General features: G+C 62.2%; 36 protein-coding genes. 20 read left to right on the forward strand and 16 right to left on the reverse strand.

All coding sequences use genetic code 11. The features are described 5' to 3' along the window. The first annotated feature begins 33 nt into the window (after positions 1-33). The 3 genes from ACFOW6_RS15145 (at position 34) to ACFOW6_RS15155 (ending at position 2,111) form a co-directional block, all read left to right on the forward strand. Positions 34-1,392, forward strand: coding sequence for an MATE family efflux transporter (locus ACFOW6_RS15145; protein WP_382423264.1), 1,359 nt, complete (start codon positions 34-36; stop codon positions 1,390-1,392). A 90-nt stretch (positions 1,393-1,482) separates the two neighbouring features. Continuing rightward, positions 1,483-1,743, forward strand: a complete 261-nt coding sequence (locus ACFOW6_RS15150; RefSeq protein WP_382423265.1) for an AbrB/MazE/SpoVT family DNA-binding domain-containing protein — start codon at positions 1,483-1,485, stop codon at positions 1,741-1,743. Beyond that, complete coding sequence (locus tag ACFOW6_RS15155) at positions 1,743-2,111, forward strand: type II toxin-antitoxin system PemK/MazF family toxin (protein ID WP_382423266.1); 369 nt, start codon at positions 1,743-1,745, stop codon at positions 2,109-2,111. The genes ACFOW6_RS15150 and ACFOW6_RS15155 overlap by 1 nt, the downstream gene beginning before the upstream one ends. Here ACFOW6_RS15155 and ACFOW6_RS15160 read toward each other — a convergent pair whose 3' ends face one another. From ACFOW6_RS15160 to ACFOW6_RS15210, 11 genes are all read right to left on the reverse strand, one after another. Then, positions 2,112-3,236, reverse strand: coding sequence for an ABC transporter ATP-binding protein (locus ACFOW6_RS15160; RefSeq protein ID WP_382423267.1), 1,125 nt, complete (start codon positions 3,234-3,236; stop codon positions 2,112-2,114). Positions 3,237-3,246: 10 nt separating this feature from the next. Next, entirely contained in the window at positions 3,247-4,155 is a 909-nt protein-coding gene (locus ACFOW6_RS15165; RefSeq protein WP_382423268.1) for an ABC transporter permease, read from the reverse strand. Beyond that, positions 4,152-5,075: an ABC transporter permease gene (locus ACFOW6_RS15170; RefSeq protein WP_382423269.1), complete on the reverse strand. Its 924-nt coding sequence runs from the start codon at positions 5,073-5,075 to the stop codon at positions 4,152-4,154. Before ACFOW6_RS15170 ends, ACFOW6_RS15165 begins: the two co-directional genes overlap by 4 nt. A 91-nt stretch (positions 5,076-5,166) precedes the next feature. Beyond that, positions 5,167-6,309, reverse strand: a complete 1,143-nt coding sequence (locus ACFOW6_RS15175; protein WP_382423270.1) for an ABC transporter substrate-binding protein — start codon at positions 6,307-6,309, stop codon at positions 5,167-5,169. A 158-nt stretch (positions 6,310-6,467) separates the two neighbouring features. Beyond that, entirely contained in the window at positions 6,468-6,890 is a 423-nt protein-coding gene (locus ACFOW6_RS15180; RefSeq protein WP_382423271.1) for an OmpA family protein, read from the reverse strand. Between the two features lie 208 nt (positions 6,891-7,098). Beyond that, on the reverse strand, positions 7,099-8,112 hold the full coding sequence (locus ACFOW6_RS15185; protein WP_382423272.1) for an NADP-dependent oxidoreductase: 1,014 nt from the start codon (positions 8,110-8,112) through the stop codon (positions 7,099-7,101). Between the two features lie 90 nt (positions 8,113-8,202). Next, positions 8,203-9,237: a tRNA dihydrouridine(20/20a) synthase DusA gene (dusA, locus tag ACFOW6_RS15190; protein ID WP_382423273.1), complete on the reverse strand. Its 1,035-nt coding sequence runs from the start codon at positions 9,235-9,237 to the stop codon at positions 8,203-8,205. A 205-nt stretch (positions 9,238-9,442) separates the two neighbouring features. After that, entirely contained in the window at positions 9,443-10,333 is an 891-nt protein-coding gene (locus ACFOW6_RS15195) for a CopD family protein (RefSeq protein WP_382423274.1), read from the reverse strand. A gap of 8 nt (positions 10,334-10,341) precedes the next feature. After that, on the reverse strand, positions 10,342-10,704 hold the full coding sequence (locus tag ACFOW6_RS15200; protein WP_382423275.1) for a copper resistance CopC family protein: 363 nt from the start codon (positions 10,702-10,704) through the stop codon (positions 10,342-10,344). A 243-nt stretch (positions 10,705-10,947) separates the two neighbouring features. After that, complete coding sequence (locus ACFOW6_RS15205; protein ID WP_382423276.1) at positions 10,948-11,589, reverse strand: gamma-glutamylcyclotransferase family protein; 642 nt, start codon at positions 11,587-11,589, stop codon at positions 10,948-10,950. Between the two features lie 201 nt (positions 11,590-11,790). Continuing rightward, positions 11,791-12,366 (reverse strand): gamma-glutamylcyclotransferase family protein, encoded by a 576-nt coding sequence (locus tag ACFOW6_RS15210; RefSeq protein WP_382423277.1) that lies wholly within the window; start codon positions 12,364-12,366, stop codon positions 11,791-11,793. A 254-nt stretch (positions 12,367-12,620) separates the two neighbouring features. On the opposite strand from ACFOW6_RS15210, the gene ACFOW6_RS15215 reads away from it, so the two are divergent. From ACFOW6_RS15215 to ACFOW6_RS15250, 8 genes are all read left to right on the forward strand, one after another. Continuing rightward, complete coding sequence (locus ACFOW6_RS15215) at positions 12,621-13,250, forward strand: glutathione S-transferase family protein (protein WP_382423278.1); 630 nt, start codon at positions 12,621-12,623, stop codon at positions 13,248-13,250. Between the two features lie 126 nt (positions 13,251-13,376). Further along, positions 13,377-13,829 carry a carboxymuconolactone decarboxylase family protein gene (locus ACFOW6_RS15220; protein WP_382423279.1) on the forward strand — a complete coding sequence of 151 codons (453 nt, stop codon included), beginning with the start codon at positions 13,377-13,379 and terminating at the stop codon, positions 13,827-13,829. A 21-nt stretch (positions 13,830-13,850) separates the two neighbouring features. Continuing rightward, positions 13,851-14,105 (forward strand): sigma factor, encoded by a 255-nt coding sequence (locus ACFOW6_RS15225; RefSeq protein ID WP_382423280.1) that lies wholly within the window; start codon positions 13,851-13,853, stop codon positions 14,103-14,105. Beyond that, entirely contained in the window at positions 14,098-14,751 is a 654-nt protein-coding gene (locus ACFOW6_RS15230; RefSeq protein WP_382423456.1) for a sigma factor-like helix-turn-helix DNA-binding protein, read from the forward strand. Before ACFOW6_RS15225 ends, ACFOW6_RS15230 begins: the two co-directional genes overlap by 8 nt. A 99-nt stretch (positions 14,752-14,850) precedes the next feature. Next, entirely contained in the window at positions 14,851-15,117 is a 267-nt protein-coding gene (locus ACFOW6_RS15235; RefSeq protein ID WP_382423281.1) for an antitoxin, read from the forward strand. Continuing rightward, a complete protein-coding gene (locus tag ACFOW6_RS15240) occupies positions 15,114-15,521 on the forward strand; it encodes a type II toxin-antitoxin system VapC family toxin (protein WP_382423282.1) in 408 nt (135 codons plus the stop codon). Before ACFOW6_RS15235 ends, ACFOW6_RS15240 begins: the two co-directional genes overlap by 4 nt. Positions 15,522-15,602: 81 nt before the next feature. Then, positions 15,603-15,818, forward strand: a complete 216-nt coding sequence (gene brnA, locus ACFOW6_RS15245) for a type II toxin-antitoxin system BrnA family antitoxin (protein WP_382423283.1) — start codon at positions 15,603-15,605, stop codon at positions 15,816-15,818. A gap of 157 nt (positions 15,819-15,975) precedes the next feature. Continuing rightward, the gene (locus ACFOW6_RS15250; RefSeq protein ID WP_382423284.1) at positions 15,976-16,602 is read left to right on the forward strand and encodes a LysE family translocator; all 627 of its coding nucleotides are present in this window, start codon (positions 15,976-15,978) and stop codon (positions 16,600-16,602) included. Positions 16,603-16,625: 23 nt separating this feature from the next. On the opposite strand, the gene ACFOW6_RS15255 is transcribed toward ACFOW6_RS15250, so the two are convergent. After that, entirely contained in the window at positions 16,626-17,069 is a 444-nt protein-coding gene (locus ACFOW6_RS15255) for a MarR family winged helix-turn-helix transcriptional regulator (RefSeq protein ID WP_382423285.1), read from the reverse strand. A 101-nt stretch (positions 17,070-17,170) separates the two neighbouring features. On the opposite strand from ACFOW6_RS15255, the gene ACFOW6_RS15260 reads away from it, so the two are divergent. The 4 genes from ACFOW6_RS15260 to brnA (ACFOW6_RS15275) all read left to right on the forward strand — a co-directional run bounded on the left by ACFOW6_RS15260 (position 17,171) and on the right by brnA (ACFOW6_RS15275) (position 18,859). Beyond that, positions 17,171-17,611, forward strand: coding sequence for a DoxX family protein (locus tag ACFOW6_RS15260; RefSeq protein ID WP_382423286.1), 441 nt, complete (start codon positions 17,171-17,173; stop codon positions 17,609-17,611). An 11-nt stretch (positions 17,612-17,622) separates the two neighbouring features. After that, on the forward strand, positions 17,623-18,297 hold the full coding sequence (locus ACFOW6_RS15265; RefSeq protein WP_382423287.1) for a glutathione S-transferase family protein: 675 nt from the start codon (positions 17,623-17,625) through the stop codon (positions 18,295-18,297). 96 nt (positions 18,298-18,393) lie between these two features. Continuing rightward, positions 18,394-18,657 (forward strand): BrnT family toxin, encoded by a 264-nt coding sequence (locus tag ACFOW6_RS15270; RefSeq protein WP_382423288.1) that lies wholly within the window; start codon positions 18,394-18,396, stop codon positions 18,655-18,657. Beyond that, on the forward strand, positions 18,644-18,859 hold the full coding sequence (brnA, locus tag ACFOW6_RS15275) for a type II toxin-antitoxin system BrnA family antitoxin (RefSeq protein WP_382423289.1): 216 nt from the start codon (positions 18,644-18,646) through the stop codon (positions 18,857-18,859). Before ACFOW6_RS15270 ends, brnA (ACFOW6_RS15275) begins: the two co-directional genes overlap by 14 nt. A gap of 43 nt (positions 18,860-18,902) precedes the next feature. Here brnA (ACFOW6_RS15275) and ACFOW6_RS15280 read toward each other — a convergent pair whose 3' ends face one another. Beyond that, a complete protein-coding gene (locus ACFOW6_RS15280) occupies positions 18,903-19,796 on the reverse strand; it encodes a LysR family transcriptional regulator ArgP (RefSeq protein ID WP_382423290.1) in 894 nt (297 codons plus the stop codon). A gap of 98 nt (positions 19,797-19,894) precedes the next feature. On the opposite strand from ACFOW6_RS15280, the gene ACFOW6_RS15285 reads away from it, so the two are divergent. Next, positions 19,895-20,497, forward strand: a complete 603-nt coding sequence (locus ACFOW6_RS15285) for a LysE/ArgO family amino acid transporter (protein WP_382423291.1) — start codon at positions 19,895-19,897, stop codon at positions 20,495-20,497. Between the two features lie 227 nt (positions 20,498-20,724). Here ACFOW6_RS15285 and ACFOW6_RS15290 read toward each other — a convergent pair whose 3' ends face one another. The 3 genes from ACFOW6_RS15290 to ACFOW6_RS15300 all read right to left on the reverse strand — a co-directional run bounded on the left by ACFOW6_RS15290 (position 20,725) and on the right by ACFOW6_RS15300 (position 24,593). After that, complete coding sequence (locus tag ACFOW6_RS15290) at positions 20,725-23,112, reverse strand: mechanosensitive ion channel domain-containing protein (protein ID WP_382423292.1); 2,388 nt, start codon at positions 23,110-23,112, stop codon at positions 20,725-20,727. Between the two features lie 529 nt (positions 23,113-23,641). Next, positions 23,642-24,085 (reverse strand): VOC family protein, encoded by a 444-nt coding sequence (locus ACFOW6_RS15295; RefSeq protein ID WP_382423293.1) that lies wholly within the window; start codon positions 24,083-24,085, stop codon positions 23,642-23,644. Positions 24,086-24,128: 43 nt separating this feature from the next. Continuing rightward, on the reverse strand, positions 24,129-24,593 hold the full coding sequence (locus tag ACFOW6_RS15300) for a MarR family winged helix-turn-helix transcriptional regulator (RefSeq protein WP_382423294.1): 465 nt from the start codon (positions 24,591-24,593) through the stop codon (positions 24,129-24,131). An 87-nt stretch (positions 24,594-24,680) separates the two neighbouring features. On the opposite strand from ACFOW6_RS15300, the gene ACFOW6_RS15305 reads away from it, so the two are divergent. The 4 genes from ACFOW6_RS15305 to ACFOW6_RS15320 are packed head-to-tail and all read left to right on the forward strand — an operon-like array spanning position 24,681 to position 26,821. Continuing rightward, the gene (locus tag ACFOW6_RS15305) at positions 24,681-25,418 is read left to right on the forward strand and encodes a DUF899 domain-containing protein (RefSeq protein WP_382423295.1); all 738 of its coding nucleotides are present in this window, start codon (positions 24,681-24,683) and stop codon (positions 25,416-25,418) included. 6 nt (positions 25,419-25,424) lie between these two features. Next, the gene (locus ACFOW6_RS15310; protein WP_382423296.1) at positions 25,425-25,649 is read left to right on the forward strand and encodes a hypothetical protein; all 225 of its coding nucleotides are present in this window, start codon (positions 25,425-25,427) and stop codon (positions 25,647-25,649) included. Between the two features lie 10 nt (positions 25,650-25,659). Next, on the forward strand, positions 25,660-26,397 hold the full coding sequence (locus tag ACFOW6_RS15315) for a DUF899 domain-containing protein (RefSeq protein WP_382423297.1): 738 nt from the start codon (positions 25,660-25,662) through the stop codon (positions 26,395-26,397). Further along, complete coding sequence (locus tag ACFOW6_RS15320; RefSeq protein ID WP_382423298.1) at positions 26,378-26,821, forward strand: YybH family protein; 444 nt, start codon at positions 26,378-26,380, stop codon at positions 26,819-26,821. The genes ACFOW6_RS15315 and ACFOW6_RS15320 overlap by 20 nt, the downstream gene beginning before the upstream one ends. The last annotated feature ends 15 nt before the right edge of the window (positions 26,822-26,836 follow it).

Consider the following 26,836-nt stretch of genomic DNA (forward strand, 5'->3'; position numbering starts at 1 on the left):
TTTCGCACGGAATTCTGACAAAGAAAATGCCGTATGGATACCAGAGAGGGTGAAACGAGGGGACCGGACCTGCGGGAAGAGACGCCCGTAAGCTGGTCGCGACGGGTCTGGGGCATCTCGGGGCCCGTCATCCTGTCCAACCTGTCGATCCCGTTGCTGGGGGCGGTCGACACGGCGGTCATGGGACACATGCCCGGGCCGGCCTATGTCGGCGCGGTGGCGGTCGGTGCCCTGATCTTCAACGTCTTCTATTGGATCTTCGGCTTCCTGCGCATGGGCACCACCGGTTTCGCCGCACAGGCCCATGGGGCGGAAGATGCGGTGGAACGGGCGGCCGTGATCTGGCGGGCAGCGCTGGTGGGCGCCTGCCTGGGGTTGGGCCTGATCGTCCTGCAGGTGCCATTGGGGCTGGCGGCCTTCGCGGTGATCGATCCCAGCGCGGAGGTCACGGCCCTGGGCGAGCGCTACTACGACCTGCGCATCTGGGGGGCGCCGGCCACCCTGATCACCTTTGCCATCAGCGGCTGGCTGCTGGGCATCAACCGGGCCGGCCATGTGCTGGCGGTGCAGCTGACGCTCAACGGGCTCAACATCGCGCTCAATCTCTATTTCGTGCTGGGTCTGGGCATGACCGTCGAAGGCGTGGCGTTGGGGACCGTCATTGCGGAATACACGGCGGTGACGCTCGGGCTGGTGCTGGTCTGGCGCCGGCTGCGGCCGCAGCAGGTCACGGTCTCCCGCCACAGGCTGTTCGCGCGCGCACGCCTGCTGGCGCTGTTCCGCGTCAACCGCGACATCATGATCCGTACGGCCTGTCTGCAGACGGCCTTCGTGCTGTTCACCGCGATCGGCGCACGGATGGGCGACGTGACCCTGGCGGCCAACGCCATCCTGATCAACCTGCTGCAGTTCACCTCCTACGGGCTGGACGGCTTCGCCCATGCCGCCGAGGCGCTGGCCGGCCAGGCCTTCGGTGCGCGCCGGCGCAGCGCGTTCCGGCAGGCCGCCTGGGTCAGTGGTCTCTGGGCGGCCGCTGCGGCCGTGGCGATAGCGCTGGTCTTCTGGTTGGCGGGGGAGATGATTCTCTCGCTCTATACCGACCAGCAGGAGGTGCTGGCCCAGGCGATCACCTACATGCCCTGGATGGTGGCCATGCCACTGGTGGCCGTGGCGTCCTACCAGCTGGACGGCGTCTTCATCGGGGCCACGCGCACGGTGGCCATGCGCAACGCCATGATCGCCTCGCTGCTGATCTACCTGTCGGTCCTGGCCGTGGCAGTTCCGCTGTGGGGCAACCACGGCCTCTGGTTCTCCATGGCGAGCCTGATGCTGGCCCGCGCCGCCACCCTGGCGGTCCGCTGGCCGGCCCTGGAGCGCACGGTGGAGGGGTGATCCTGATCATGCACGTGTCTACATTTATAGACACGTGAGACGCAGTCGGCTATGATTCAGTTCATTTGATAGCAGCCTTGAGGGCATGTCATGCAGACGCAGATCAAACGCTGGGGCAACAGTGCGGCGATTCGATTGTCGAGTCGCCTGTTAGCGAAGTCAGGCCTGGAAGTTTCGAGCGAGGTAAATATAGAGGTCAAGGACAACAAGATTATCATAGAGCCGTTGAAGCAAGCAGACAGGAAACTCCGCCTGCCATTTTCTGAGGAGGAGCTTCTGGACGGCATGACTCCTGACTCCGCGCATGCCGATGAGGTGGCACGACCTATTCCAAGTGAAACGGCTGATTGATGCCGGTCTATATACCGGATCGCAATCACATCATCTGGCTGGATTTCGAGCCTACGAAAGGCCGTGAAATCGGAAAGTACCGGCCTGCCCTTGTATTGTCTTCACGCACCTATAACAGCCAGACGGGTTTGCTGGTCTGTTGTCCAGTCAGCACATCCATTCGTGGGGGCAAGACAGAAGTTCCCGTAGTTAATCTGAGTGAACCTTCGGTCGTGGCAGCCAGCCTTGTTCAGACCCTCTCCTGGAAAGACAGGAAAGCGAAGTTCATTGCCGAGGCGGAAGCAGATGTCTTTGAAGAGGTACTTGTTCGGCTCCTGCCTTTGATCGGGGCGGACAAGGTCCTTGAGCGTCTCGTATCGAACGACTGATCAATCCGCCAGTACCAGCATGTCCCGGGAGGCCCAGGAGCACCAGACGCGGTCGCCGGGGCGCAGGGCTGGCTCGTTGCTCCTGGCTTCGTTCTGGACATTGGCGTTTATGGTGAAAGCGCCATCCAGGGTCACGAAGACATAGCTCATGTCGCCGTAGTAGGCGACCTCCTTCACCGTGCCCTCGCGGCGGACGCGCCCTTCGCTCTCGGGCACCTGGCTCGTGATGCGCACCTTCTCGGGCCGCACGGCCAGGTCCACCTCGTCGCGGCCTTCGAAGATCGAGCTGTCCAGGGTCGGGACCGCCATCGCCCCCAGCCCCTCAACGCGAATATCGAGACGATCCTGGTGGCGTTCCTCGAGGCGGCCGGTGAACAGGTTCATCTTGCCGATGAAATCCGCCACGAACCGCCGGGCGGGAAACTCGTAGAGGGTCTGGGGCGCGGCCACCTGCTGGACGCGGCCGTCGTTCATCACCGCCACACGATCGGCCATGGACAGGGCCTCGTCCTGGTCGTGGGTGACGATGATGAAGGTGATGCCCAGCGCATGGCGCAGGCGCACCAGTTCCATCTGCATGGCCTCGCGCAGCTTGGCGTCCAGGGCCGAAAGCGGCTCGTCGAGCAGCAGCACGCGCGGGCGCTTGACCAGGGCGCGGGCAAGGGCGACGCGCTGGCGCTGCCCGCCGGAAAGCTGGTCCGGCTCGCGGTCGGCCAGATTGTCCAGCTTGACGAGGCTGAGCGCCTCCTCGACCCGGTCCTTCGTTTCGCCGCGTCCGACGCCGGCGACCTTGAGGCCGTAGCCCACGTTCTCGCGCACGCTCATGTGCGGAAAGACGGCGTAAGACTGGAACACCATGTTGACCGGGCGACGGTTGGGCGGCAACAGGCTCATGTCCTTGCCGTCCAGGTGGATGGTTCCCGCGCTGGGCATCTCGAAGCCGGCGAGCATGCGCAGCAGGGTGGTCTTGCCGCACCCCGAGGGGCCCAGCAGGGCGAAGAATTCGTTCTCCGCGATGTCCAGGTTCACGTCCTCGACGGCAACGAACTCTCCGAAGAGTTTCGTGACCCCGCGCAGGGACAGGATGGTCCGCTGGTCGGCGGTACTCTGGGAGGCGGCGTACATGGCTCGAATGCTACTCCGTTTCGCTGCCGCGGGTCTGGCGCATCAGGTTGCTGCCCTGCAGCCACATGGCCAGGCTGGCGGTCACTATGGTGATCAGGATCAGGATGGTCGAGGCGGCATTGACTTCCGGCGTCACGCTGAAGCGCACCATGGAGAAGATCTTGACCGGCAGCGTGATGGTGTTGGGCCCGGCGGTGAAGAAGGTGATGACGAAATCGTCCAGCGAGAGCGTGAAGGCGATCAGCGCGCCGGCGATCAGCGCCGGCTTCAGGTGCGGCAGCAGGATATAGCGCAGGCTTTGCCATTGGGTGGCGCCGAGATCCAGGGACGCCTCTTCCAAGGCGCGATCGAAGTTGGCCAGCCGGGCGCGCACCACGATCGCCACGAAGGGGAAGGAAAAGGCGATATGGGCAATGGTGATCTTGACCAGGTTGATCGGCCACGGCAGGTCCGTCGGCCAGCCGATGCGCGCGAAGAAGGCCATCATGGCCACGCCCATGCAGATCTCGGGAATGACGATGGGCAGGGCGTTCAAGCCCTCGAAGACCGCCCGGCCGCGAAAGCGGAAGCGCCAGAGGCCGATGGCCACCAGGGTGCCCAGGAGGGTCGCGACGACGGTGTTCATGAGCGCGATGGTCAGGGAATTGACGAAGGCCTCCATCAGTTCCGTGTTCTGGAAGGCGGCCATGTAGTAGTCGGTGGTGAATCCCTGCCAGACGATGTTGCGTTCGCTGTCGTTGAAGCTGAAGGCAACCAGGACGACCATGGGCGCATAGAGGAAAAAGAAGACGATGAGCAGCGGCAGGCGCATCCACCAGCGCCGGCTGTAATCCAGGGGTCCGGGCGGCAGCTTGCGACGCAGGGCCGGACGCCGAGGGGCGTCGGGGGACGCGTCGGAAGGCGTGCGGAACATGCTCATACGCCGCCCTTTCCTTCAGCATTGCGGCCGGCCAGCACGGCGCGGAGCGCCAGCGCACCGAAGGTGGCGTACATCAGCAGCAGCGAGAGGGCCGCGCCGAAGGGCCAGTCGTTGGCCGCCTTGAACTGGCGCTCGATGACATTGCCGATCATCTGGCTGTCGGTCCCGCCCAGGATGGCCGGTATGAAGAAGTATCCCAGGGACGGGATGAAGACGATGATGATGCCGGAAATCGCGCCTTGCCAGGTCAGCGGAAAGATCACCGAGCGGAAGGTCCGCAGATGCCCGGCGCCCAGATCCAGGCTGGCCTCGATGTACGAGCGGTCGAGCCGTTCGATGTTGGCGTAGAGCGGGAGCACCATGAAGGGCAGGAAGGCATAGACCAGGCCGGCGGACACCGCGAAGTTGTTGTAGAGCAGGGGCAGCGGCGTAAAGAATTCGCCCAGCAGATTGTACCCGCCGAGACCGACCAGGTTCAGCAGCTCGTTGGCGCGCATCCAGAGCCATTCGTAGGCCATGTTGACGAACCCGCGGCCGCGGAAGACCGCGATGAGGGAATAGGTGCGGATCAGTACGTTGATCCAGAAGGGCATGATCACGATCAGCAGCAGCAGCGCCTTCCAGCGCGCCGGCGCGAAGGCGATGGCAAAGGCCACGGGATAGCCCAGCAGGAGGCAGGCCAGTGTGGCGCCGCCCGCGATCAGGATCGATTTCCAGATGATGCCCAGGTAAAGCGGATCGAGGGCCCGGATGTAGTTGTCCAGCGTCCCGGTGATCTCGATGCCGACAATGCCGCTCTTCTCGCCGAAGCTGAGGACGAAGATCACGCTGAGGGGGGCGAGGAAGAAGGCGACCAGCCAGAAGCCCGGCGGCAGGATGAAGATCCAGAACAGGAGCGGATGCTTGCGCCAGCTTTCCATGTGCGGTGCTCAGTGCCCCCTCAGACCGGTCAGGTTGCAAGACAAGGGGCCGGCCCGTCCCCGATGACGGGCCGGCCCCGGGTGCCCGGGATCAGGCGGAGAGAATACGCGTCCAGCTCTGTTCGAGCATGCGGGTGACCTCTTCACCGCGATAGAGGGCCGATTCGCATTCCTCCAGCACCTCTTCGGGCGGGAAGATGGCCGGGTGGTTCTTGTAGTCCTCCGGCATCAATTCGCGGGCGGCCTCGTTGGGCGTTGCATAGCGGATGGTCTCGGCGATTTCCGCCCCCACCTCGGCATCCAGCAGGAAGTTGATGAACTCGTGGGCATTGTTCGGATGCGGGGCATCCTTGGGGATGCACAGGCAGTCCTCCCACAACAGACCGCCTTCCTTGGGAACGATGTAGGAGAGATCGTCGTCCTCGGCCATCACCTGGACGATGTCGCCCGACCATTCCACGGCGAGATCGACCTCGCCGGAGAGCAGAAGGTCCTGCCCGGTGTCCGGGGCGATGACCTTCACATGGGGTTTCTGGGCGATCAGCATCTCCTCGACGGCCTTGATCTCGTCCGGATCCTTGGTGTTGTAGGAATAGCCGCGGTACATGGCGGCCTGGCCCATCATGGAGACCGCCTCGCTGATCCAGGCGATGCGCCCGGAGTATTTGTCTGAGTCGAAGACCACCTTCCAGCTGTCGGGCGAAGCCGTGCGCGACTTGCGGAAGCCGATGCCCATGGTGCCCCACATATAGGGCATGGAATGCTCGCGACCCGGATCGAACTCCACGTTGTTCCGGAAGGGGGCGGCGATGTTCTCGTAGTTCGGAATCTTCGAGTGATCGAGCGGCATCAGCATGTCGGCCAGGATCATGCGTTCCACGTAGGTGTCGGAGGGCACGATCACGTCGAAGCCAGGATTGCCCTCGCGCAGACGGGCGAAGAGCTCGTCGTTGTCGGCATAGAGGCTCATGGAGACCTCGATGCCCGTGGCTTCGTGGAAGTCCTCCAGCGTGGTGTCCCCGATGTAGGTGTCCCAATTGTAGAAGTTCAGTTCCTTTTCCTCCTGGGCCCAGCCCAGTCGAGGCGCTGCGCCGAAGGTCAGGCCGACGGCGGCGGCTCCGGACATGAAACGGCGCCGGGTGATTTCATCTCTCAGAATCTGGCCCGGGGATTTACCGTGCGATTTTCCGGCGGATTTCCTGCGGGATGAGCCGGGAGTTTTCCTGTTCTGCATGCTGTTATGCCTCCTCTGTCGCTGTCCATGGATGCGCCACTGCCGTGACGTCGGTCTTTTCTTTCGGAGTATTTGAACGATTGCTGCGCCATATCGCAAGAGTGGTCTTGCGAAAGCTGCAACTCTCTCGCGATTATCGCGTGCGACGGCAGGGCCGTCTACTCCGTGTCGAGGATGAGAATGCGGCGTTCCATGGCGTGGTAGGTCATTTCCCGGGAATCCCCGGGCCGCAGCGTCACAGCCGTGGCCTTGAGGCCGCTTTCCCGCAGGGCCTTGACGACGGTTTCAGTCCGCTTCCGGGCCAGGGCCTCGTTATATTCGGAATCACCGAAGCTTTCGCTCTGGGCTATGACGCAGAGATCATCGGCGTGGCTGGGATCCTCCAGGAAAGTTTCCAGCCGGCGTCTTTCCCGCGCTGAAAGCTCCGCGGAATCCGGGGGGAAGTTGATCACGATCGGGGCTTCCTGGGGTTGGGCCAGTGCCTTCAGGCAGTCGTCCTTGGCGACCGCCAACAGCGGCAGGCCGAGGCAGAGCGCGGCCACTGCCAGAGAAAGGGGTCCCGGAAAAGCCAAACGGCGCATTGCGATCAACCTGTTCCTTATCGTGAAAGCAAGGTGTCATGTTCATCCCGTGCCGGCTAGACCGTGCGCAGGATCATCATGCAAGGCCTCTCATGCAAGTCCGTGAATGAGGCATCGGTAAGGCGGCTGATGGACGGAGGAGCGCAGCAAGTGGTCATACTGCCGGGACACGGGGGCCCGTGGGCCGCGACGGGCAAGTCACGGATGATCAGGATTCGTTCAGCTTGACCAGCATCTTCCCCGTGTTCTCGCCCCGGAACAGGCCGATGAAGGCATCAGGGGCGTTCTCCAGGCCTTCGACCACGGTTTCCTGCCAGGTGACCTGACCGTTCGCGATCCACTGCGACATCTCCCGCGTAAACTCGGGCAGGAGGTCGAAATGATCGCGCACGATCATGCCCTGCAGCTTGATGCGCTTCGCCACCGCCTGGAAGAGATTGTGGACGCCCGGCGTGTCGGCGCCGGCATTGTATTGCGCGATCATGCCGCAGAGCACGAAGCGCGCGCCTTCATTGGCGAGCGCCAGGGCTGCGTCCAGATGGTCTCCGCCGACATTGTCGAAGTAGATGTCGATGCCCTCGGGACAGGCCTCGGCGAGTGCGGCCTGCAGGTCATCCGTCGTCTTGTAGTTGATGACCGCGTCGACACCGGCCTCACGGAGCAGCCACTCGGTCTTGGCCTCGGAGCCGGCCGAGCCGACCACGCGGCAGCCGCGCAGTCGGGCGATCTGGCAGGCCACGGCGCCCACGGCGCCGGCCGCGGCGGAGACGAAGATCGTTTCCCCCGGCTTCGGCTCGGCGATCCGGGCCAGCCCGGCGTAGGCGGTGAGCCCCGGCATGCCCAGCACGCCCAGGTAGGCCTGGGCGGGGACCGTCTCGGCATCGATCTTCATGACACCTCCACCCTCCAGCAGCGCGTGATCGCGCCAGCCGGCAAAGTGCGAGACCAGATCCCCCTCAACGAAGCGGCTGTCCCGGCTTTCGAGAACACGCCCGATCGCGCCGCCCTCGAGCGCCTGGCCGAGCTGGAAGGGGGATACATAGCTTTCGCGGTCGATCATCCGGCTGCGCATGTAGGGATCGACCGACATCCAGAGGTTCCGGACGAGGATCTGGCCCTGCTGCGGCGCTTCGAGCGGGCGATCCGCCAGTTCGAAATTCTCCGCGGAGGGTAGGCCCTCGGGACGGCTTTTCAGCAGGATCTCGCGGGCGGTCACGGTCATGGGGTTCCTCCGGAATTGTGCTCTTCGGGACAAGTCGCTCGATCTGGATGGGCTGGTGGCCAGCGTTGGCCAGCCTCCAGGAGGCGCCGGTCAGGCCGTCGCGGCCGCGGGCGTGTCGTGGGATGGTGATCGGGGGGAGGGCGCTCGGGATGGGGGCGCCATGGCCTCCAGGGCCTCTTCAATGATATCCGCACCCGCCGAGTCCAGGCGTCGCGCATCGCTCAGCACCTGGCGCCAGCGGCGCGCGCCGGGCTGTCCGTTGAACAGGCCCAGGACATGACGAGTGACGGCGCGCGGCGGCACGCCCTCCTGCTGTTGGCGGTGCAGGTAGCCGGCCAGCTGCCGCGCGATGTCCTCGCGCGTGAGCGCCGGGGTTTCGTCGCCGAAGATGCGCCGATCAACCTCCGCCAGCACCCAGGGCTCCTTGTAGGCGGCGCGGCCCAGCATGACGCCATCCACCTGTGCCAGATGACCCTCGACCGCCTCCAGGTCGACGACGCCGCCATTGAGGACGATCCGCAGCTCAGGGAAGTCCGCCTTCAGGCGATAGACGGTCTCGTAGCTGAGCGGCGGGATCTCGCGGTTCTCCTTGGGGCTGAGGCCCTGCAGCCAGGCCTTGCGGGCATGGATGATGAAGGTCTCGCAGCCGCCGCCGGCCACGCGGGCCACGAAATCGCAGAGCTCCTCGTAGCTGTCGCGCGCGTCGACGCCGATGCGCGTCTTCACAGTGACCGGCAGCGCGGTGGCCGCCTTCATGGCGGCGACGCAACGGGCGACCAGGTCCGGCTCGGCCATCAGACAGGCGCCGAAACGCCCGTTCTGCACGCGGTCGCTGGGGCAGCCGACGTTGAGATTGATCTCGTCGTAGCCATAGCTCTCGCCCGCCGCCGCCGACTCCGCCAGGGCGGCCGGATCGGAGCCGCCCAGCTGCAGCGCCACGGGACGCTCGACCGGATCGAAGGCGAGATGGCGTTCCGCATCGCCGTAGAGGATGGCACCGGTGGTCACCATTTCCGTGTAGAGCAGCGCATGACGCGACAACAGGCGATGGAAGGTCCGGCAGTGCCGATCCGTCCAGTCCATCATCGGGGCCACGCTGAGCCTGTGGGTCAGGTTTTCCGCCATTCTACGAACTCATTCAATTCCTGGTCACGCGCGTGCTGCTGAGAGATGCGCCCTTGATAACTTTCCTGCAAGGATACGATCTTCCCGCAAAGTGGCAGGAGCTGTGACAGATGGCAACAATCTGTCGGCGTTGCAAATAATGGCAGGCACGGACCCGATCAGCGGGCAGTCGACCCAACGCTATTGTCCATTCCGGCTTATCTTCTCAGTTCAAGCCGGGTGGTCTCGCGAGCGTCGTGAACGTCGCGGTGACCAGCAGGATGGTGATGACGGCCGCGATCTCCAACCGGATTGATGCCTTTAGCCGTTGCGGCGCTCTGGTGTCTCCGGTGAACAGCGCAGGGGTCAATCGTAACCTGTTGAGGGCCGCGAGCCCCAGAAGGAGTGCAAACAACAGGAGCTTTCCGAGAAAGAGCTGTCCGTAATTGGACGCGATAAAAGCCGTGGGGCTTTCGGAGAGCAGCCAGAGAAGAAGCGCGCCTGCCAGGATAAGCATAGCCACGATGTAGACGGCGAAGTCCCCAAAACGCTTGGCTGTTGTGCCCAGGCGCTCGTCGTCACGGCGCCTGGAGATCACAAGCAGGGGCAGCAGAGTGCCCAGCCAGTACGTCACCGCAGTGACATGAATGATAATGAGAAGTTGCGGCCAGGGGGTCAGGTCCAGGGCCGACGGATGCCCGCCCGGGGTAAAAGAGAGAATGACCAGGGCACCGCCCAGAGCTGCCACCATTAGCCCGAAGCCACGCGCCCTGATCAGCATCCCCAATACCAACACCAGACCCACGATGCGCAACATGAGCGCGGGGCCACGGCTTTCGAAAACGATGGAGAGCAACAACGGGTCGGCGGCGCTGGAAAAGCCACTCCCCAAGGCTGCCGCAGTCCAGAGAAAACCTGCAAGGCTGGCCAGCACCCCGGCGACGGCAAGACGGGCCGTCATACGGCAAATGACTGTTGTGTCCTCTCCTGCCAGGTGCCGGCCGAAAAGGAGGATGAACACCAGGCCTCCCGACGCCGAAAGGCCGGTAAAATAGGCTGCCGTCTTAAGGGCAATCGTTCCGACCTGCCAGACGCTGAGTGTGGCCAGGGCCTCCATCAATACGCTCAGTCCGTGGCCACTGTGAACGAGAAGGTGCCCTGCATGACGTGACCGTCCTGCGGCGAGAGCGCACTCCAAGAGATTGTATAGGTGCCATCACTCAGGCTGGGCATGGGCACCGAGTGATCTGTTGTCGCTTTCGAGCCGGGTTCGAAAGCGACCGGTATTTCTTCGCCCTCTTGGCGCACCTCGACATTGGTGAAGACGACCGGATTGTCGAAGGAAATCCGCAGAGTCTCAGGTGCGGACTGGACGGTGGCCCCGCTGGCCGGCGTCGAGCTCTTCATGGGCGAGTGCGCCAGTGCGGGGACAGCAACCACCATCGCCAGGAATATGACGGAGATCATGGCAGTATGAAGCTTGCGCACACTTCTTCTCCTCTTTCGCCGTTACTCAGGACCGGATCCTAACACAAGTCATAAAGGGGACAGGCATCCCCTCTTTCAGTCTGGGTGAGCGCTCTGGCGGTGAGACGAAGGATCTGGAGAGTATATTTGCGGACATCCTGTCCCGATGATCTCGGCCTTCTCGGGACGGCATTGAGCAGGCCGCGTGGTCTGGAGAAGGAACAACTAACACCCCTCTCCGAAATATCAGCTTTGCTGAGGCTGTCAGGAGGCGGCGGAGTGGCTGTCTTCCGGTGCCTGCGCTGTCTGGCGCAGGAACGCCCGAAGGTGCCGCCCCGGGGTATCCAGGAGCTCCCGGCTGCGCGCTTCCATGTGCGGGGGCAGCTCGGCCGGCCGTCCCTGAACCCGCGCCACCAGGTTCTCCCAGTAGGTGTCCAGCTCCTCCGCCGTGCAGGTTCCGTAGAAGTCCATCATGAGTTCGGCGTAGGCCAGCAACTCCGTCTTCTCCTCCCGTCGCCAGACCTCGATCGACCAGGGAGCCTCCGAGGCCGGCCAGGTCTGTTCCGGCAGGAAGCAGGCGGAGGTCCGTCTCGCCTCCTCGGTCACGACGGTCCTGCGGTCCGCCCGGAACTCGGGCCATTCGAACCAGGCGATGCGGTCGAGAACACTCTGGGGCAGGTCGTGAAACAGCAGGCCCGGGGCCCAGTCACCGGCGGCCGGCTGGAGAACGGGGTGCGGCCCGTCGATGGCGTTCACGACGCGATAGTCCGGAAGCCAGGCCCTCCGTCGGGGGGTCTGTTCGAACGCCAGGCCGCCGGTGACCACAGCGAAGACATCGGCGTCCTGCAACGTCCCGAATGAGAACAGCGGATGGGTCCGGAGTACGGCCGTGTCCATCTGTATCATCCTTCACACCCTCCCTTCGGAAGATGGTTCACGCTTGCCTCGGCAGAGACGGCGACAGCTCTGGCAGCGTGCTTCTGATACACGCTTCAACCGCTGAACTTTACCCACTTATTTGGTTTTGAGGCAATATTCCTGGAAGAGCTCGTGCTGAAGTCTACGGTGTTCGTGGCGTGTTACTGGAGACAGCCTGCTACCTGCCTATCAGGAATCGATTCCTGATATCTCTTCGCAGCGCGCTTCTATGTGCTCGGGAAGGTCCCTTGGATGGCCGTTCATGCGGGCCAGAATGTCCTCCCAATGCAGGTCGAGTTCCTCGGAGGTGCAGACTCCATAGAAGGCCATGCAGAGCTCCGCGAAAGACAGCCAGTGTCTCTTTTTATTCTTCTGCCAGGTTTCCAGCGACCAGGATTGTGCCGTGGCCGAGGGCTTTTGGGCAGGGATGAAGCAGGCACAGGTGCGCGTGGTGGAGGTGGTCGCGATTTCCTGGGGTTCTGGCCGGAACTCCGGCCATTCGAACCAGGCAAGGCGATCCAGCACCTCGGCGGAAAGATCATGGAAAAGTGTGCCGGGAGCCCAGGCCTCGGCGGCCTGCTGCAGGACCGGGTACAATCTATCCTCTGCCCCTACGATGCTCTGTCCCGCAAGCCAGCCCGCTTCCCTGGGCACCAACGAAAGCGGAATGCCGCCCGAAACGAGCTCGAAGACCTCGGCGTCCTGCAAGGTTCCGAACGCAAACAGCGGATAGCTGCGCAGGACCATTAGCCCTTCCTCCGTCATAGCTTGCCCTCCTTCAGCAGCACGCGGTTTGGTCCTTCCCATCTTGCCGGTGGTCACCTGTCAGGACTACAGCGACAAGGGGTATCGAACTGTGACGGCGTGATCGGCACCGCGATAGAAGGAGTCCATCAAGAAGATCCGGCCTTTGCAGATTCCGCCAGAAACCCGCATGTTCATTCACGCAGCCTTCAGCGCCTGGGCGGACAACCCCCGTACGGGAGCTGGCCAGCAAACACATGAGCGAAAGGTGAACCATGATCGATCTCTATACCTGGACCACCCCGAATGGGCGCAAGGTGTCCATCCTTCTGGAGGAACTGGGTCTCGACTACGAAGTTCATCCGATCAACATCGGCGAGGGCGAGCAGAAGACGCCCGAATTCCTGAAGATCAGCCCGAACAACAAGATTCCCGCCATCGTGGAGCGCGACAGCGGCCTGACGTTGATGGAGTCGGGGGCGATCATGTGGCATCTGGCCGACAAGCACGGAAAATTCCTGCCCGATACCTCCGAGGACCGGATGAAGGTCATGGAATGGCTCATGTGGCAGATGGGCGGGCTGGGCCCCATGTGCGGCCAGGCGCACCATTTCCTGCATTTCAATCCCGGCAAGTCGGCCTATGCCGAGGAACGCTTCTCGAACGAGGTGCATCGCCTCTACGGTGTCCTCGACCGGCGGCTCGAGGGCCGGGAGCATATTGCCGGGGATTATTCCATCGCGGACATGGCCTGCTGGCCCTGGGTGTCGCGCTATGAATGGCAGGGTGTCGACCTGGCGGATTATCCCAACGTACGCGCCTGGTACCGGCGCCTGCTCGAGCGTGACGCGGTGCAGAGGGGCTATCACGTGCCGAAGGTCATGAACGAGATCCCGGCAGGCTGAGCCTAGGCGGCCACATCGGCTGTCACGTCTGCCTTCGGTACAGGAATTGATCGAAGCTGTGTCACATCCCTCCAGGCTGCCTCGTCTTCCATTCAGATGACCTGAAACCAGACGAGGAGACCGATCATGGAACCGCGCTTGAATTACCCCGCTGCCGCTCCGGAGGCCTTCAAGGCGCTGCGGAGGCTGCAGGACTATGTTGCCGACTGCGGGCTGGAACACAGCCTGATCGAACTGGTGAAGATCCGGGCCTCGCAGATCAACGGCTGTGCCTTCTGCATCCACATGCACACCCGTGATGCCCGGGCGGCCGGGGAAAGCGAGACCCGGCTCTACCTGTTGTCGGCCTGGCGGGACTCGCCGCTCTTCACTCCGCGCGAGCGGGCGGCCCTGGCCTGGACCGATGCCCTGACCCGCGTGGCCGAGACCCAGGCGCCGGACAGCGACTACGAGGAGCTCGGCCGGCATTTCACCGAGGCGGAGCAGGTGAAACTGAGCCTGCTGATCGGGGTCATCAACATCTGGAATCGGCTCGCCATCGGCTTTCGCAGCCTGCATCCTGTCGAAGAGCCAGTGTGAGGGAAGAAGAGAGCCGTGGACATGCCGGCTGACAGCCTGCGGATCTTCGAGCAGGAACGGCGACGCCTCACCGGCCTGGCCTATCGCATGCTGGGCGCGGTGAGTGAGGCCGAGGACGTGGTGCAGGATGCCTGGCTGCGCTGGCAAGGCGTGGAGGCAAAGGAGATCGCCAACCCTCAGGCCTGGCTGTCGACAGTGGTGACACGGGCTGTGCCTCGACCGCCTGAAGGAAGCCCGGCACCGGCGGGAGACTTACGTCGGCGCCTGGCTGCCTGAACCGCTGCTGGAGGATCCCACTCTTGCCACGACACCGGAGTTGGAGATGGACCGAGACGTCTCCTTCGCCCTGATGCTGGCGCTCGAGCGCCTGTCGCCGCTGGAGCGGGCAGCCTTCATCCTGCATGACGTCTTCGAACTCGATTTCGCCGAAGTGGCCACGGCCCTGGAGCGCAGCGAGGCGGCCTGCCGCCAGCTGGCCAGTCGGGCCCGGGCCGGCCTGCGCGCCGAGCGGCCGCGCTTCACCCCCAGCGCTGAGGACAGGGAGCGGCTGGTGCAGGCCTTCGTGGAGGCCTCGCGCAGCGGGAATACGCAGCAGCTGCAGGCCCTGCTGTCGGAGAGTGCCGTGCTGCACAGCGACGGCGGCGGCCGCAAGCCGGCGGCGCTGAATCCCATTCTGGGCCGGGAGCGGATCGGCCGCTTCTTCGCCGGCCTTGTCCGCAAGGGCAAGACCGGGCCGCCGCGCTGGACCCGGCGTACGACGATCAACGGCCTGCCCGGCTGTATCTCTGTGGAGGCCGATGGAACGCTGCAGACCACTGCCTTCGAGATCGAGGGCGGCCGGATCGTCGCCATCTATACCGTGCGCAACCCCGACAAGCTGCGACACCTGCTGCCTCTGCTGGAGGCGGAGGGTGTCGGCTGAAGATGCCGGGCATCGGGAAGATCAGCTCGTTGTTGTCAAGCCGAGCAAAGGTTATATCTACTCTATGTAGATACAAGCTGGATTATGGAGAGCCAGGCAATGGAGAAGCGCGCGACAGCGAAGCTGTTCAAGCATGGCGGCAGCCAGGCCGTGCGCCTGCCCAAGGAGTTCCGCCTGCCGGGTAAGGAAGTCCGTGTCCGCAGGCATGGGCGCGGCGTTCTCCTGGAGCCGGTGGAATGGGGCGAGGAGGATATCAAGGCTCTTTTTGCCAGACTTGATCAGCTTGGCGGGAAGGATTTTCTGCCGGAAGGCCGCCCCGAACAGCCTCCTCTCCTGCCGGATGACGAAGTGTCCTTCGACGAATGATCTGCCTCGATACGAACGTCGTGATCGCGGCAATCAATGGGCGCCAGCCGAATGTGCGGATGCGCCTCGAAGAGGTGATGGCCGACGGTGAAGTTCCCGTTATCCCGACAGTCGTTCTGTTCGAACTTCACTATGGAATTCTCAAGAGCGCTCGTGCGGACCGGAATGCCACCCTTCTTTCCACGTTCCTGACCCTGGGATTCGAGTCATGGTCTTTCGAGGCGGAGGATGCGGAAGAAGCGGGTGATATCTGGGCGACACTTGAAAAAGCCGGCACGCTGATCGGGCCCTATGATGTCCTGATCGCCGCTCAGGCACGCCTGCGCGACGCCGTTCTGGTGACCGCGAACACCAGCGAATTCAGCCGCGTGCCGGGCCTCAGGCTGGAGGACTGGTCTGTCTGAAGAGTACCTGGCCGTCGGTCTCTAGAACCAGCATTTTTGGCCTGCTCAATTGCCGCGCCAGGCGAGAGGAGATCGAGCATTATGAAAGCGAATGAGTTCGACAGGAAGTTCGACGAAGGCGAAGACGTGAGTGCGGCTGTCGACTGGTCCAAGGCCAAGCGCGTGAACAGCGAAACAAGGCGGGTGAACGTGGACTTCCCGGCCTGGGTGGTCGAGGGCCTGGACAGGCAGGCCTGGCATCTGGGTGACACCCGACAGTCGCTCATCAAGCTCTGGATTGCCGAGCGCCTGGAATAAATCCGATCCGAAGCGCTTGATCTTCCGGCAGCAAGGGAGTCTCCGTTCCAGACATGAATGCGTTCCACGGGCAAGTGGAACGCTCAATGTCCGTGTTACGGCCGGTTGAACCGTGCGAAGCTCCTGACCCTGCCAGGAGACCAAAGGGGATAAGAGAATGCCAGTGGAATTGCAGACGCTGCTGGTCTTCATTCCGATCGCTCTTTCGCTCAATTTCACGCCGGGCGCGGACATGCTGTTCTGCCTCGGGCAGGGTGTTCGTTCGGGGCCGAGAGCCGGTGTTGCCGCCTCGCTGGGGATCGCGAGCGGATCCTTCCTGCACTCTGTCGCCGCCGGCCTGGGGCTCGCCTCTCTCATCGCCGCGCATCCGCTGGCCTTCGAGGTGATCCGGTGGGGCGGCGTGGCCTATCTTCTCTGGTTGGCGATCGGGGTCCTGCGGCAGCCCCTGCGGGAGTTGCGGCCCGCCCGGAGGGCGCGAATCAGCATCCATAGCGCCTGGGCAAACGGGGCCCTGGTCTGTCTGCTCAATCCCAAGGTGGCCCTGTTCATCCTGGCACTCGTGCCCCAGTTCGTGGATCCGGCCCAGGGCTCCGTGTTCCTCCAGTTCCTGATTTTCGGGGCGATCCTCAATATCGGCGGGACCATCGTGAATGGCTTGGTCGGCGGGTTTTCCGGCGGCATCGGACGGCTGCTGGCGCAGAACAGGCTGGTTGCGCGTGCCCTTCAGCACGTGACCAGTTTCGTGTTCTGCATTCTTGCGGCAAGACTGGCGTTCGATCGCTAATAGGGTCTGCTCGGACCTGAACTTTATGGTACGGGGGCTTTCAGCTTGCCGAGCAAGTCCGCCAGTTGCTGCCGTTCCCCGGCGGGGAGCCTTTCTTCGATGAGGTGGCTCAGCTGTTCGGCGTAAACCGGCCACATCCGTTGCCGCGTGGTACGTCCCGCCTCGGTGAGGACGATCACCTGTCCGCGGCCGTCGTCTTCGCAGGACTGGCGTTCGATCATGCCGGCCTTCTCGATCCGGGCCAGCAGGCGGGAGGTGCTGTACTGGGGCAGCAGCAGCCGTTCCTTCAGCTCGAAAGGACGCAGGCCGTCCGGCTCGGCCTTTTCGATTTCCAGCAGGGCGTCGTACCAGCTGAGCGGGGGTAGACCGGCGGATTTGAGCGCCTCCTCGATCCGCTCGAGAAGCGCGCCGCTGACCGAGACCAGGCTGGTCCAGGCGGCAATCGTATCGGGGCGTACTTTGGTCATGAGGGTATAGGAGCATAAAGATGCATATGCATCAAGATTGACAAAGCTTCTTGCCGCCGATTATATAAATGCACTTGCATCTATATTCATGGAGCTGACAAATGTCCCAGGATCATTTGACCGCACATGCGGTCTTCCTGCTTCGCGTGGCGCTGGGGGTGATGTTCATCGCCCACAGTTGGCTATTGAAACTCTTCGTCTTCACGCTGCCGGGAACGGCGCAGTTCTTCGTTTCTCTGGGGCTGCCAGGCTGGTTCGCCTATGCGGTTTTCGCCGCCGAAGCGGTGGCCGGACCCCTGCTGGTACTGGGGGTTCAGGCCCGCTGGGTAGCCTTGGCCATGCTGCCCGTCCTGGCCGGGGCAACCTGGGCGCACTGGGGCAACGGCTGGATGTTCGGATATGCGAACGGCGGTTGGGAGTATCCGGCCTATCTGACCCTGCTCGCGGCTGTCCAGGTCATGCTGGGCGACGGGTCCCATGCCCTGGTGCGCTCCTTCGCCCTGCCATGGCTTCGGATAACCGAAGTGAGGGCGGCGCAATGACATTGCATCTGATGAGCCACTCTCTGTGTCCCTATGTGCAGCGCGCCGTGATTTCGCTGAGCGAGAAACAGGTGCAGTTCGAGCGGAGCTATATCGATCTTGCCGCCAAACCGGACTGGTTCCTCGCGCTTTCGCCCCTGGGCAAGACGCCTGTGCTCACCGTATCCGGACAGCCCATCTTCGAATCGGCTGTCATCCTGGAGTTCCTGGAGGACACCCAGCCGGGTCCGCTGCTTCCCGGCGATCCCCTTCGGCGGGCCCGGCATCGGGCCTGGATGGAGTTCGGCTCGGCAGTGCTGAACGACATCGCCGGCTTCTACAGCGCCCGGGACAAGGACACCTTCTTGCAGAAGACGGACGCTCTGTACCGGAAGTTTCTCCGGCTGGAGGCGGAACTGGGAGACGGCCCCTATTTCGCCGGCCCATCCTTCAGCCTGGTGGATGCCGTCTTCGGGCCTGTCTTCCGATACTTCGACCTGTTCGATGGCATCGGCGATTTCGGCATCCTGGCGGGCGTGCCGAAGGTCACGGCCTGGCGTGCGGCGTTGGCCGAACGCCCTTCGGTACGCGCCGCCGTGACGGAGGACTACCCGCAGTTGCTCCGTGACTTCCTGTTGCGCCGAAACGGCTATCTGAGCTCGCTCATGAGCCATGACGAGGTTTCGCAGAGGACAATCGAGGCCTAGCGGCGTTTGAGCCGATCTTTCACCGAAGAAGTGACGAGGTTGGGTTCATGAGGTACTTTGTCATGGAAATGGATAATTTCTATACTATATTCACTCATGAACTTTGAGTATGATCCTGCCAAGAGCAGGACTAACAAGGCCAAGCATGGCATTGACTTCGAGGAGGCGCAGGCGCTTTGGGCGGATCCCTGGCTGCTGGAAGCCCCGGCAAGGACGGAGGATGAACCACGCTTCCTTGTTATTGGTAAGATCGATGGAAGGCACTGGGCGACGGTCTGCGTTTATCGCGGAGATGTAGTACGTCTCATCTCCGTGCGCCGCGCCAGGCGGGAGGAGATAGAGCATTATGAAAGCGAATGAATTCGACAGGAAGTTCGACGAAGGCGAAGACGTGAGTGCGGCTGTCGACTGGTCCAAGGCCAAGCGCGTGAATAGCGAAACAAGGCGGGTGAACGTGGACTTCCCGGCCTGGGTGGTCGAGAGCTTGGATAGACAGGCCCAGCATCTGGGTGTCACCCGACAGTCGCTCATCAAGCTCTGGATCGCCGAGCGCCTGGAGTAAATCCGGCCCACAACATTTAATCTCCCGGCTGGGAGAGCGCTTGTCACTCCACTGCAATGGGTTGCAAGGTCTCCTTCGTGGCGGCGCGTACGGCCTTGCGCAGGTTGGCCAGGGCCGTGCCGACGCTGCGGCTCTGTTGCCAGTAGAGGGGCACATCCAGGGGCAGGTTTGCGCGGAGCGGTACCAGGCGGCCGCTCTTCAGGTGTCCGGCCACCAGTGGTTCTGGATTGAGGCCCCAGCCGAGTCCGGCAAGCGCGGCGTCGACGAAGGCCTGGGTCGAGGGCAGCCAGTGGGTCGGCGGGGCAAGGTCGCGGCCGAAGGCCTGCTCCAGCCAGAGCTGCTGCAGGCGGTCCTTGCGGTTGAAGGTCAGGCAGGGCGCCTGGGCGGTCGCTTCCTCTGTCACGCCGCCGGAAAACCAACGCGCCATGAACTCCGGGCTGGCGGTGGCGATGTAGCGCAGCGCACCCAGGGGCGTGCTGTCGCAGCCCTGGACCGCCCGACCGTAACCGGTGACGGCGCCCAGGACCTCGCCCCGGCGCAGCCAGTCGGCGCTGTGCTCCTGGTCGTCCAGCACCAGATCGAACAGGCGCTCCGGCACGGCGGCGAGGGCCGGAACCAACCAGGTGGCCAGGCTGTCCGCGTTGACGGCGATGCGGAGGGGCACTTGCGGATTGGCCAGTCCGGCGGCGGGCAGGGCATCCTGCAGATCCTCCTCCAGCAACGCTACCGTCTCCACGTGCTGGCAGAGACGCAGGCCGCTCTCGGTGGCCCGGCAGGGCTGGCCGCGCACCACCAAGACCGTGCCCAACCGCTCCTCCAGCAGCTTGATGCGCTGCGAGACGGCCGAGGGCGTCAGCCCCAACTGTTGGGCGGCGCGATCGAAGCCCCCGGTGCGTATCACGGCGGCCAAGGCGGAGAGGAGCGCGTAGTCGAGCATGAATTAATTTCTCTAATTTAGATTTAGAGAAATTAATTATCCTAATTCAAGAGAGGATGCTACCTCGGGCAGCACTTCCAACGTCAACAGGCGCTGCCATGACCACGGCCCTCCTGCCCGGATTCCTGCTGGGCTTCAGCCTGATCCTCGCCATCGGTTCGCAGAACGCTTTCGTGCTGCGCCAAGGCTTGCGCGGCGAGCATCTGCTGGCGGTCTGCCTGGTCTGTGCATTTTCGGACGCGGTACTGATCTCGGCCGGTGTGGCCGGGTTCGGGGAGATCACCCGGCGCCTGCCCGGGCTCGAAACGCTGCTGCGCTACGCCGGGGCCGCCTTCCTGCTGGTCTATGGCGCCCGCGCGTTCCGGTCGGCCTGGCGGGGCAAGGAGGCTCTGGATCCGGCCCAGTCCGCGCCGCCCGGCCTGGCGGCCACCCTGGGTGTCTGCCTGGCGCTCACCTGGCTGAATCCGCATGTCTACCTGGACACCGTGGTCCTGCTGGGCTCGGTCTCGACGCAGTATCCGGGCGAGCAGGGGCTGTTCGCCCTGGGGGCCATCGCCGCCAGCTTCGTGTTCTTCTTCTCTCTTGGCTACGGCGCTCGGCTGCTGCGCCCCCTCTTCGCCCGGCCTGCCGCCTGGCAGTGGCTGGAGGCGGCGGTGGGTGTAATCATGTGGGCCATCGCTTTGCAGCTGATACTCGGTTAGATTTCTGCGGCAGGATTCAAGAACGTTTCCGTGCCATGGTCATTGGCCCCGCGATCCACTCCCTGAAATTTGAGTCCCGGCCATGAAGAACGATTCTCATATGGCTTCGTCATGAATGTCAGTTCTGATGGGAGGTGCTTGAGATATCGGTCAGCTGAGGGAGGAAAAGTCGCAGGGCGAATCAGGGGGAGAAGACACTTCCGAGTTGAAGCCGTGCGCTGGCAAAGTCATTTCTCCCTTTCACTCGTGGAGTCAGCGTCCTCCGCATCAGTCACCGCGTTATCGAACTCCTCTCCGGGCTGAACTTTGGAAACCGAGGCCAAGGCTGCCTTCCGAGCCTCGGGGTCTGCATTCGACAGATCTTCCTCTCTGGTGTTCTGTGCCTCCGCACGAAGTTGCATCAGGCGTAAAGGGGGAGCCGTTCCGTCCTTATCCTCTCCGAAATAGAGCGTCATGTGCGGGAAGGGTATCTCGATACCAGCAGCCTCGAAGTGCTTCTTGACCAACTGATTGTAAGCACGCCCCACACCCCACTGCATACCTGGTTCAGTCTTGATGCGTACGCGGATCTTCACTGAAGAGTCGTCGAGTGCGATCACCCCGAAAACTTCCAGATCATCGATCAAGCTGGGGGCGATGTCAGGATCGTTGCGCAGCTCCTCGAAAGCCTCCTGCAAGCGTGCGATGGCATGATCGATATCTTCATGATAGGCGATCCTGTATTCGCCAACATGATATCCGAAATCACGCATGAAGTTGCTGATGTAGTCGACCTGAGCAAATGAAACGAGGTGGTAGGTTCCATGTAGGTCGCGGATCCCTGCGGATCGGATCGTCAACTTCTCTACGGTTCCGGTGATACCGGAAACCGTAACCACATCCCCGACGTTGAGCGCGTTCTCCAACTGGATAAACACCCCAGTGATCACATCCTGGACCATACGTTGCGCACCGAAGCCGATGGCCAGGCCCAGGACACCAGCTCCAGCGAGCAGAGGGCCGATGTCGAGGCCAATTTCCGACAACACGATCATCACCGTCAGAATGGTAAGGATAACGGCGAAAGCATTTCGGAATATGGCAAGTAGAGTGCGCTCACGTGCACTGGCTTGCCGCCCTGACAGCTCCAAGTCTGGGTTGAGCCGGTGTTCGACCCAGGAAGCAACAGCGAGCCAGAGGAACATTGCGACAAGAAGAATCAGCCCGACCGTGATCAGCACACTGAGAAGGTCGCCACCGCCACCTTCACTCAGCCAATACGCCAAGTCGAATATGTCCCATGCGTGAAGCAGGACGAGCAGGACTGTGGCAAAAACGATCAGACGCACAATTCGTAGAATAGTTGGTACGTAAGCGTTGAGCCGCTGTTCCAGCATCGGCAGGTTGCGGCGCATGTCATCCGACAAGTGCACGCCAACTGATATGACACGACTGAGCGCAAAGCTCACGGCTATACCCAACACCACCACCACGATGCTTTCCAGAGTGGCGGTTAACATGAAAGGCAAGGCGTCTTCCGGGTGCAGTAGGGAGACAATAAACAGCGTTGCCAAATACGTTATGGCGATCAGATGCCAGCACCTCGCAAGCATAAAGAGGAGCGAGCGCGTGAATGTCATGTCGTTCTGCTGGGCACGCTGATGAAGCCAGCTGCCTATAGGCTTTCGGTTCTGTAAGACCAGTACCACAGCCATGAGAAGAACGACGGCACCGATCAAAACAGCGAGTGCATGTCCCAGTTCGTCTGATAGATTGTGCTGGACAATCGGAACGAGCAAAAGAAGACCGTAACCCAGCACACTCAAGAGGCGGCCCAGCCAAGCATACCAGTAGGCTGCATCCTCATCGTTGATGCGAAGGATGCGAAGCACCGAGTAGCTGGGAGAAAGCATCAGGCGCAATACCACCTTGATGAGTTCGACCAGCAGGAAGGCATTGAGGAACAACGCGTGGCGGTCGTCCATCTGCCCAAACTCGCCTATGACAAAAAGAGCCAGCACGTAACCACCGACCCAGGCGAATACAACTGCAAGTGCATCGAGCGTACTGCTCAGGAGTACGACGGCACCGCGGAGAACAAGGCGGTTTTGAGACTCTGCTTGTCGATTCAGTGAAGTATAAAGTCTGCGTGCTCCGTTGCGCAGAAGGATAAATAATGTTATCGTAAAAACAATTATAATCAAAATATCCAGGGCCATAAGGCCGAGGTTCTTCAGGTATTCATCGCTTTCTTCTTCGTCAATTTCAATGGCACTGACAGTTTCATCCAGGTCATCGAGTAGGCTGAAAAGAAATTCTGCCGTGGCACGGGTTGTCTGGGCGATTTGTCGAGACAAGGAAATCTTGTCCTCGGCAAATGAGGGATTTGTGGCGGCTTCTGAGTCGTCTGCTGTCCTGGGGTCCTGCAGAGTACGAAGGTCTTCAACCAGTCGTTCTCTCAGGGCTTCGTCTTCCAGTAGATTCAGCAGGGACTCGTAGCTGCTGGTGGTCTGCTCGGCTTCGGAGCCTGTTGGTGACGGTTGTTGCGCTGACAGCGAGCCTGGGAATACAAATAAAAATGCCACAATAAAAGTAATTACAAGTTTATTCGCTTTCCGTAAATTTACCAAAATCATGGAGGTCCTATTGTTTACGACTTTCAGGCGGTTTTATAAAATCGCCAATTCATAAAAACTCACAATATTTGACGTTTATTGATAATGAATATGATAGTGGATATTACTTTAAATTCCCTTAATCCCTGCCATCGGCAGTCCCGTTCTCAAGGTTTCTACTGGAGCAGTGCCCATCAGGTTTTCCCTTTATGTCGTATAGCGTCAGCGATTTCAGGTGTTTGAGCCCAGGCATTGATGGCGCGACCATGTCCGGGGACCGGAAGGAAGCACTGCCGGCCAGGTTCACACCGCTGTGCCACGGCCACGCACGCCATCCGAGCTGCAATACAGCGATCCGAAGCCTGGTCGAATGCTTCTTTCGAGGATCAAGCGGTTCCTTGCCATCGCCCCTGTCATGACCGCAAACCGGAGAGCTACAAAGCCGCGCTCAAGCTTGCGGTACAGCGCAATCCATTGAAGTCTTATAAGCCTGCAACCAGAAAGCGCTGATTGGTTAATTTCGATTTGGGGCAGAGCCGGTTGGTGCAGCCTAACCGGCGGCGTCCTCGGGGCAGTCCTCACCGGGCACAATCACCATCCAGCCGATACCGAAACGGTCGGTGAGCATGCCGAAGCAGGGCGAAAAGAAGGTCCTGTCCAGCGGCATGCTCACCGTGCCGCCTTCGGCGAGCGTCTCGAACAGGCGCCGGGCCTCGGCCTCGTCGGCGGCATCGAGGGAGAGCGAGAAGCCGCCGAACTGGGGTTGGGCATCGCCGCAGGGTGCGTCGGAGGCCATGACTGTGGTCTCGCCGATGCGAAACGCGGTGTGCATGACCTGGTGTTCCTTGCCCTCGGGCACCATGCCGGGCGGCAGGGGCTCGGGCGAATCGCTGTAGCGCATGATGGCCTGCACTTCGGCGCCCAATGCGTCGCGGTAGAAATTCACGGCCTCCTCGCAGGTGCCGTCGAAGAAGAGATAGGTCTGTACCTGCATCGGGCTTTTCCCTTTTTCTCGTGTTGGCGGAAAGATCTTCAGGTCACGAAAGCGCGCGCAGGTCCTCCAGCAGGCTGTCGAGGCCGAGCTCGTTGACGAGCTTGCGGTTCTCCTCCTGGGTTGCCCGCCACAGCGGCACGGCCTCAGCGAGGAGTTCACGGCCCTGGTCCGTCAGCAGCAGGCGCCGGCCGCGCCGGTCGTGGGGGTCCACCTTCACCTGGATCAGGCCGCGCTTCTCCAGCGGCTTCAGGTTGGCCGTCAGGGTGGTGCGGTCCATGGCGAGCAGGCTGGCCACATCCTTCATGGCGGGCGGTTGTGGACGGTTCAGCGACATCATCAGCGAGAACTGCCCATTGGTGATGCCCAGCGGGCGCAGGGCCTCGTCGTAGCGCCGCGCCACGGCCCGGGCGGCACGCTGCACATGCAGGCAGAGGCAGGAATCGCGAACTTCAAGCGTGGTCTCATAGGCGACGGTGTTGGATTCGGATGTAGGAGTACTGTTTGACATGATTTATATATGTTGATATCAACTTAATAGTCAAGTTCGACTTTCCGCAAAGCCTGCATAACGGCTCTGCCAATCAGGAGAAAGAGAATGCTGCAGAACGCTGTCGTCTCCCGCGAAGACTGGCTGGAGGCCCGGAAGGCCCTGCTGGCGAAAGAAAAGGAGCTGACGCGCCAGCGCGACGAATTGAGTGCCGCGCGCCGCGAACTGCCCTGGGTGAAGGTGGAAAAGACCTATGTCTTCGAGACACTGGAGGGTCCGAAGTCACTCGGTGAGCTGTTCGAAGGCCGCAGCCAGATGATCGTCCATCACTTCATGTTCGGGCCGGGCTGGACAGAGGGCTGTATCGGCTGTTCCTTCGCCGCCGATCATGCCGAGGGTGCGCTGGTCCACCTGGAAAACCACGATGTCAGCTATCTGCGCGTTTCCCGCGCGCCGCTGGACGAACTGGAGGCCTATCGCCGGCGCATGGGCTGGCGGGCACGATGGGTGTCGTCCCACGACAGCGATTTCAACTACGACTTCCATGTCTCCTTCACGCCGGAGCAGATCGCCAAGGGCGAGGTCGTCTACAACTACGCCCAGAGCGGCATCCAGAGCGAGGACCTGGGCGGGCTCAGCGTCTTCTACCGCAATGATGAAGGCGAGGTCTTCCATACCTATTCCACCTTCGGGCGCGGCGACGAGATGCTGGACACCAGCTACATGTTCCTGGACCTGACGCCCAAGGGGCGCAACGAGACCGGGCCGCACTACAACCTGATGGATTGGGTGAAGCGTCATGACGACTACGGGACGCCGGCGGCCCGCGCCGCGGCTGGGGAATGAACGGCCATGCTCTGCTGTGCCTTCGGTGCCATGCTGCTCTCGCTCCTGATGACCTGGCACCGGGCACGCTCCGTGCTGTCCGGCTTTGCCGGCGGCTGGCTGGCGAGCGGCGTCGTGGCGGCCATCCCGCTGCTGTTGGTCGCCGGGGCCGTACTGCAGCTCCTTCCGGCGACAGCGTTCGCCGCCGCAGACGGGGCAGCTCTCTGCCTAACCGATCTCGCAAGCCTGTGAAAGGAACGTCATGAAACCCGATAACCTAGCCTCACGCGAAGACTGGCTGGCTGCGCGCAAGGCCCATCTGGAGCGTGAGAAGGAGCTGACCCGCCTGCACGAACAGGTAATGGCGGAGCGCCGCCAGTTGCCCTGGGTGCGCATCGAGACAGACTATCGCTTCGACAGCGAGACGGGTGCGAAGTCCCTCGTCGATCTCTTCGACGGGCGTAAGCAGCTGATCGTCTATCACTTCATGTTCGCCCCGGGCTGGCAGGACGGCTGCGACGGCTGTTCCTTCCTGGCCGATCATTTCGACGGGCCGAACCGGCACCTGAAGCACCATGACGTTTCGCTGGTCGCGGTCTCGCGCGCACCGCTGGCGGAATTCCTGCCCTTCAAGCACCGCATGGGCTGGAACTTCGAATGGGTGTCCTCCCACGGCAGCGCGTTTAACTACGATTTCGGGGCCTCCTTCACGCCGGAGCAGGTGGCAGAGGGCAAGCCCCTCTACAACTTCGGCACCACAGCCTACCTGGCCGAGGACCTGCATGGGCTCAGCATCTTCGTGCGCGACGGGGAGGAGATCTTCCACAGCTATTCGACCTATGCCCGGGGCGGCGACATCCTGCTGGGCGCGCACCACTTCCTGGACATGACGCCCAAGGGCCGCAACGAGCAGAGCACCATGGACTGGGTGCGTCTGCACGACCGCTACGAGGAAACCCCTGAAGAGGAAGGAGAGCTCAATGTCCGTTGCCACAACTGAAGCCAGTGCCGAGCAGGAGATCCGCGCCGCCCTGGACAGCTTGCTGAAGACCGTCTCGTCCAAGGATGTAGACGCCATCATGGATTTCTATGCGCCGGACATCGTGGCCTATGACGCCATTGCCGCCCTGCAGTTCAAGGGCGCGGAGGCCTATGGCGAGCATTGGCGCCAGTGCCTGTCCATGTGCGGTGAGCTCTCCATGGAGGCCAGCGATATCCACATCGCCACGGCCGGGGACCTGGCGACCAGCTATTATCTGCACCGCTGCGCCGGCGTGGATGACAAGGGCGAGGAGCAGGCCTGCTGGATGCGGGCTACGGTGGTCTGGCGCAGGCAGGGGGGTAGTTGGAAGATCATCCATGATCACTTTTCGGCCCCCTTCGATCCGGAAAGCGGCCAGGCGCTGATGGGACTGAGCCCGTAGCGTTTTTACCGTCCT

Source organism: Fodinicurvata halophila (assembly GCF_042651425.1).
Taxonomy (GTDB): Bacteria; Pseudomonadota; Alphaproteobacteria; order Kiloniellales; family DSM-21159; genus Fodinicurvata; species Fodinicurvata halophila.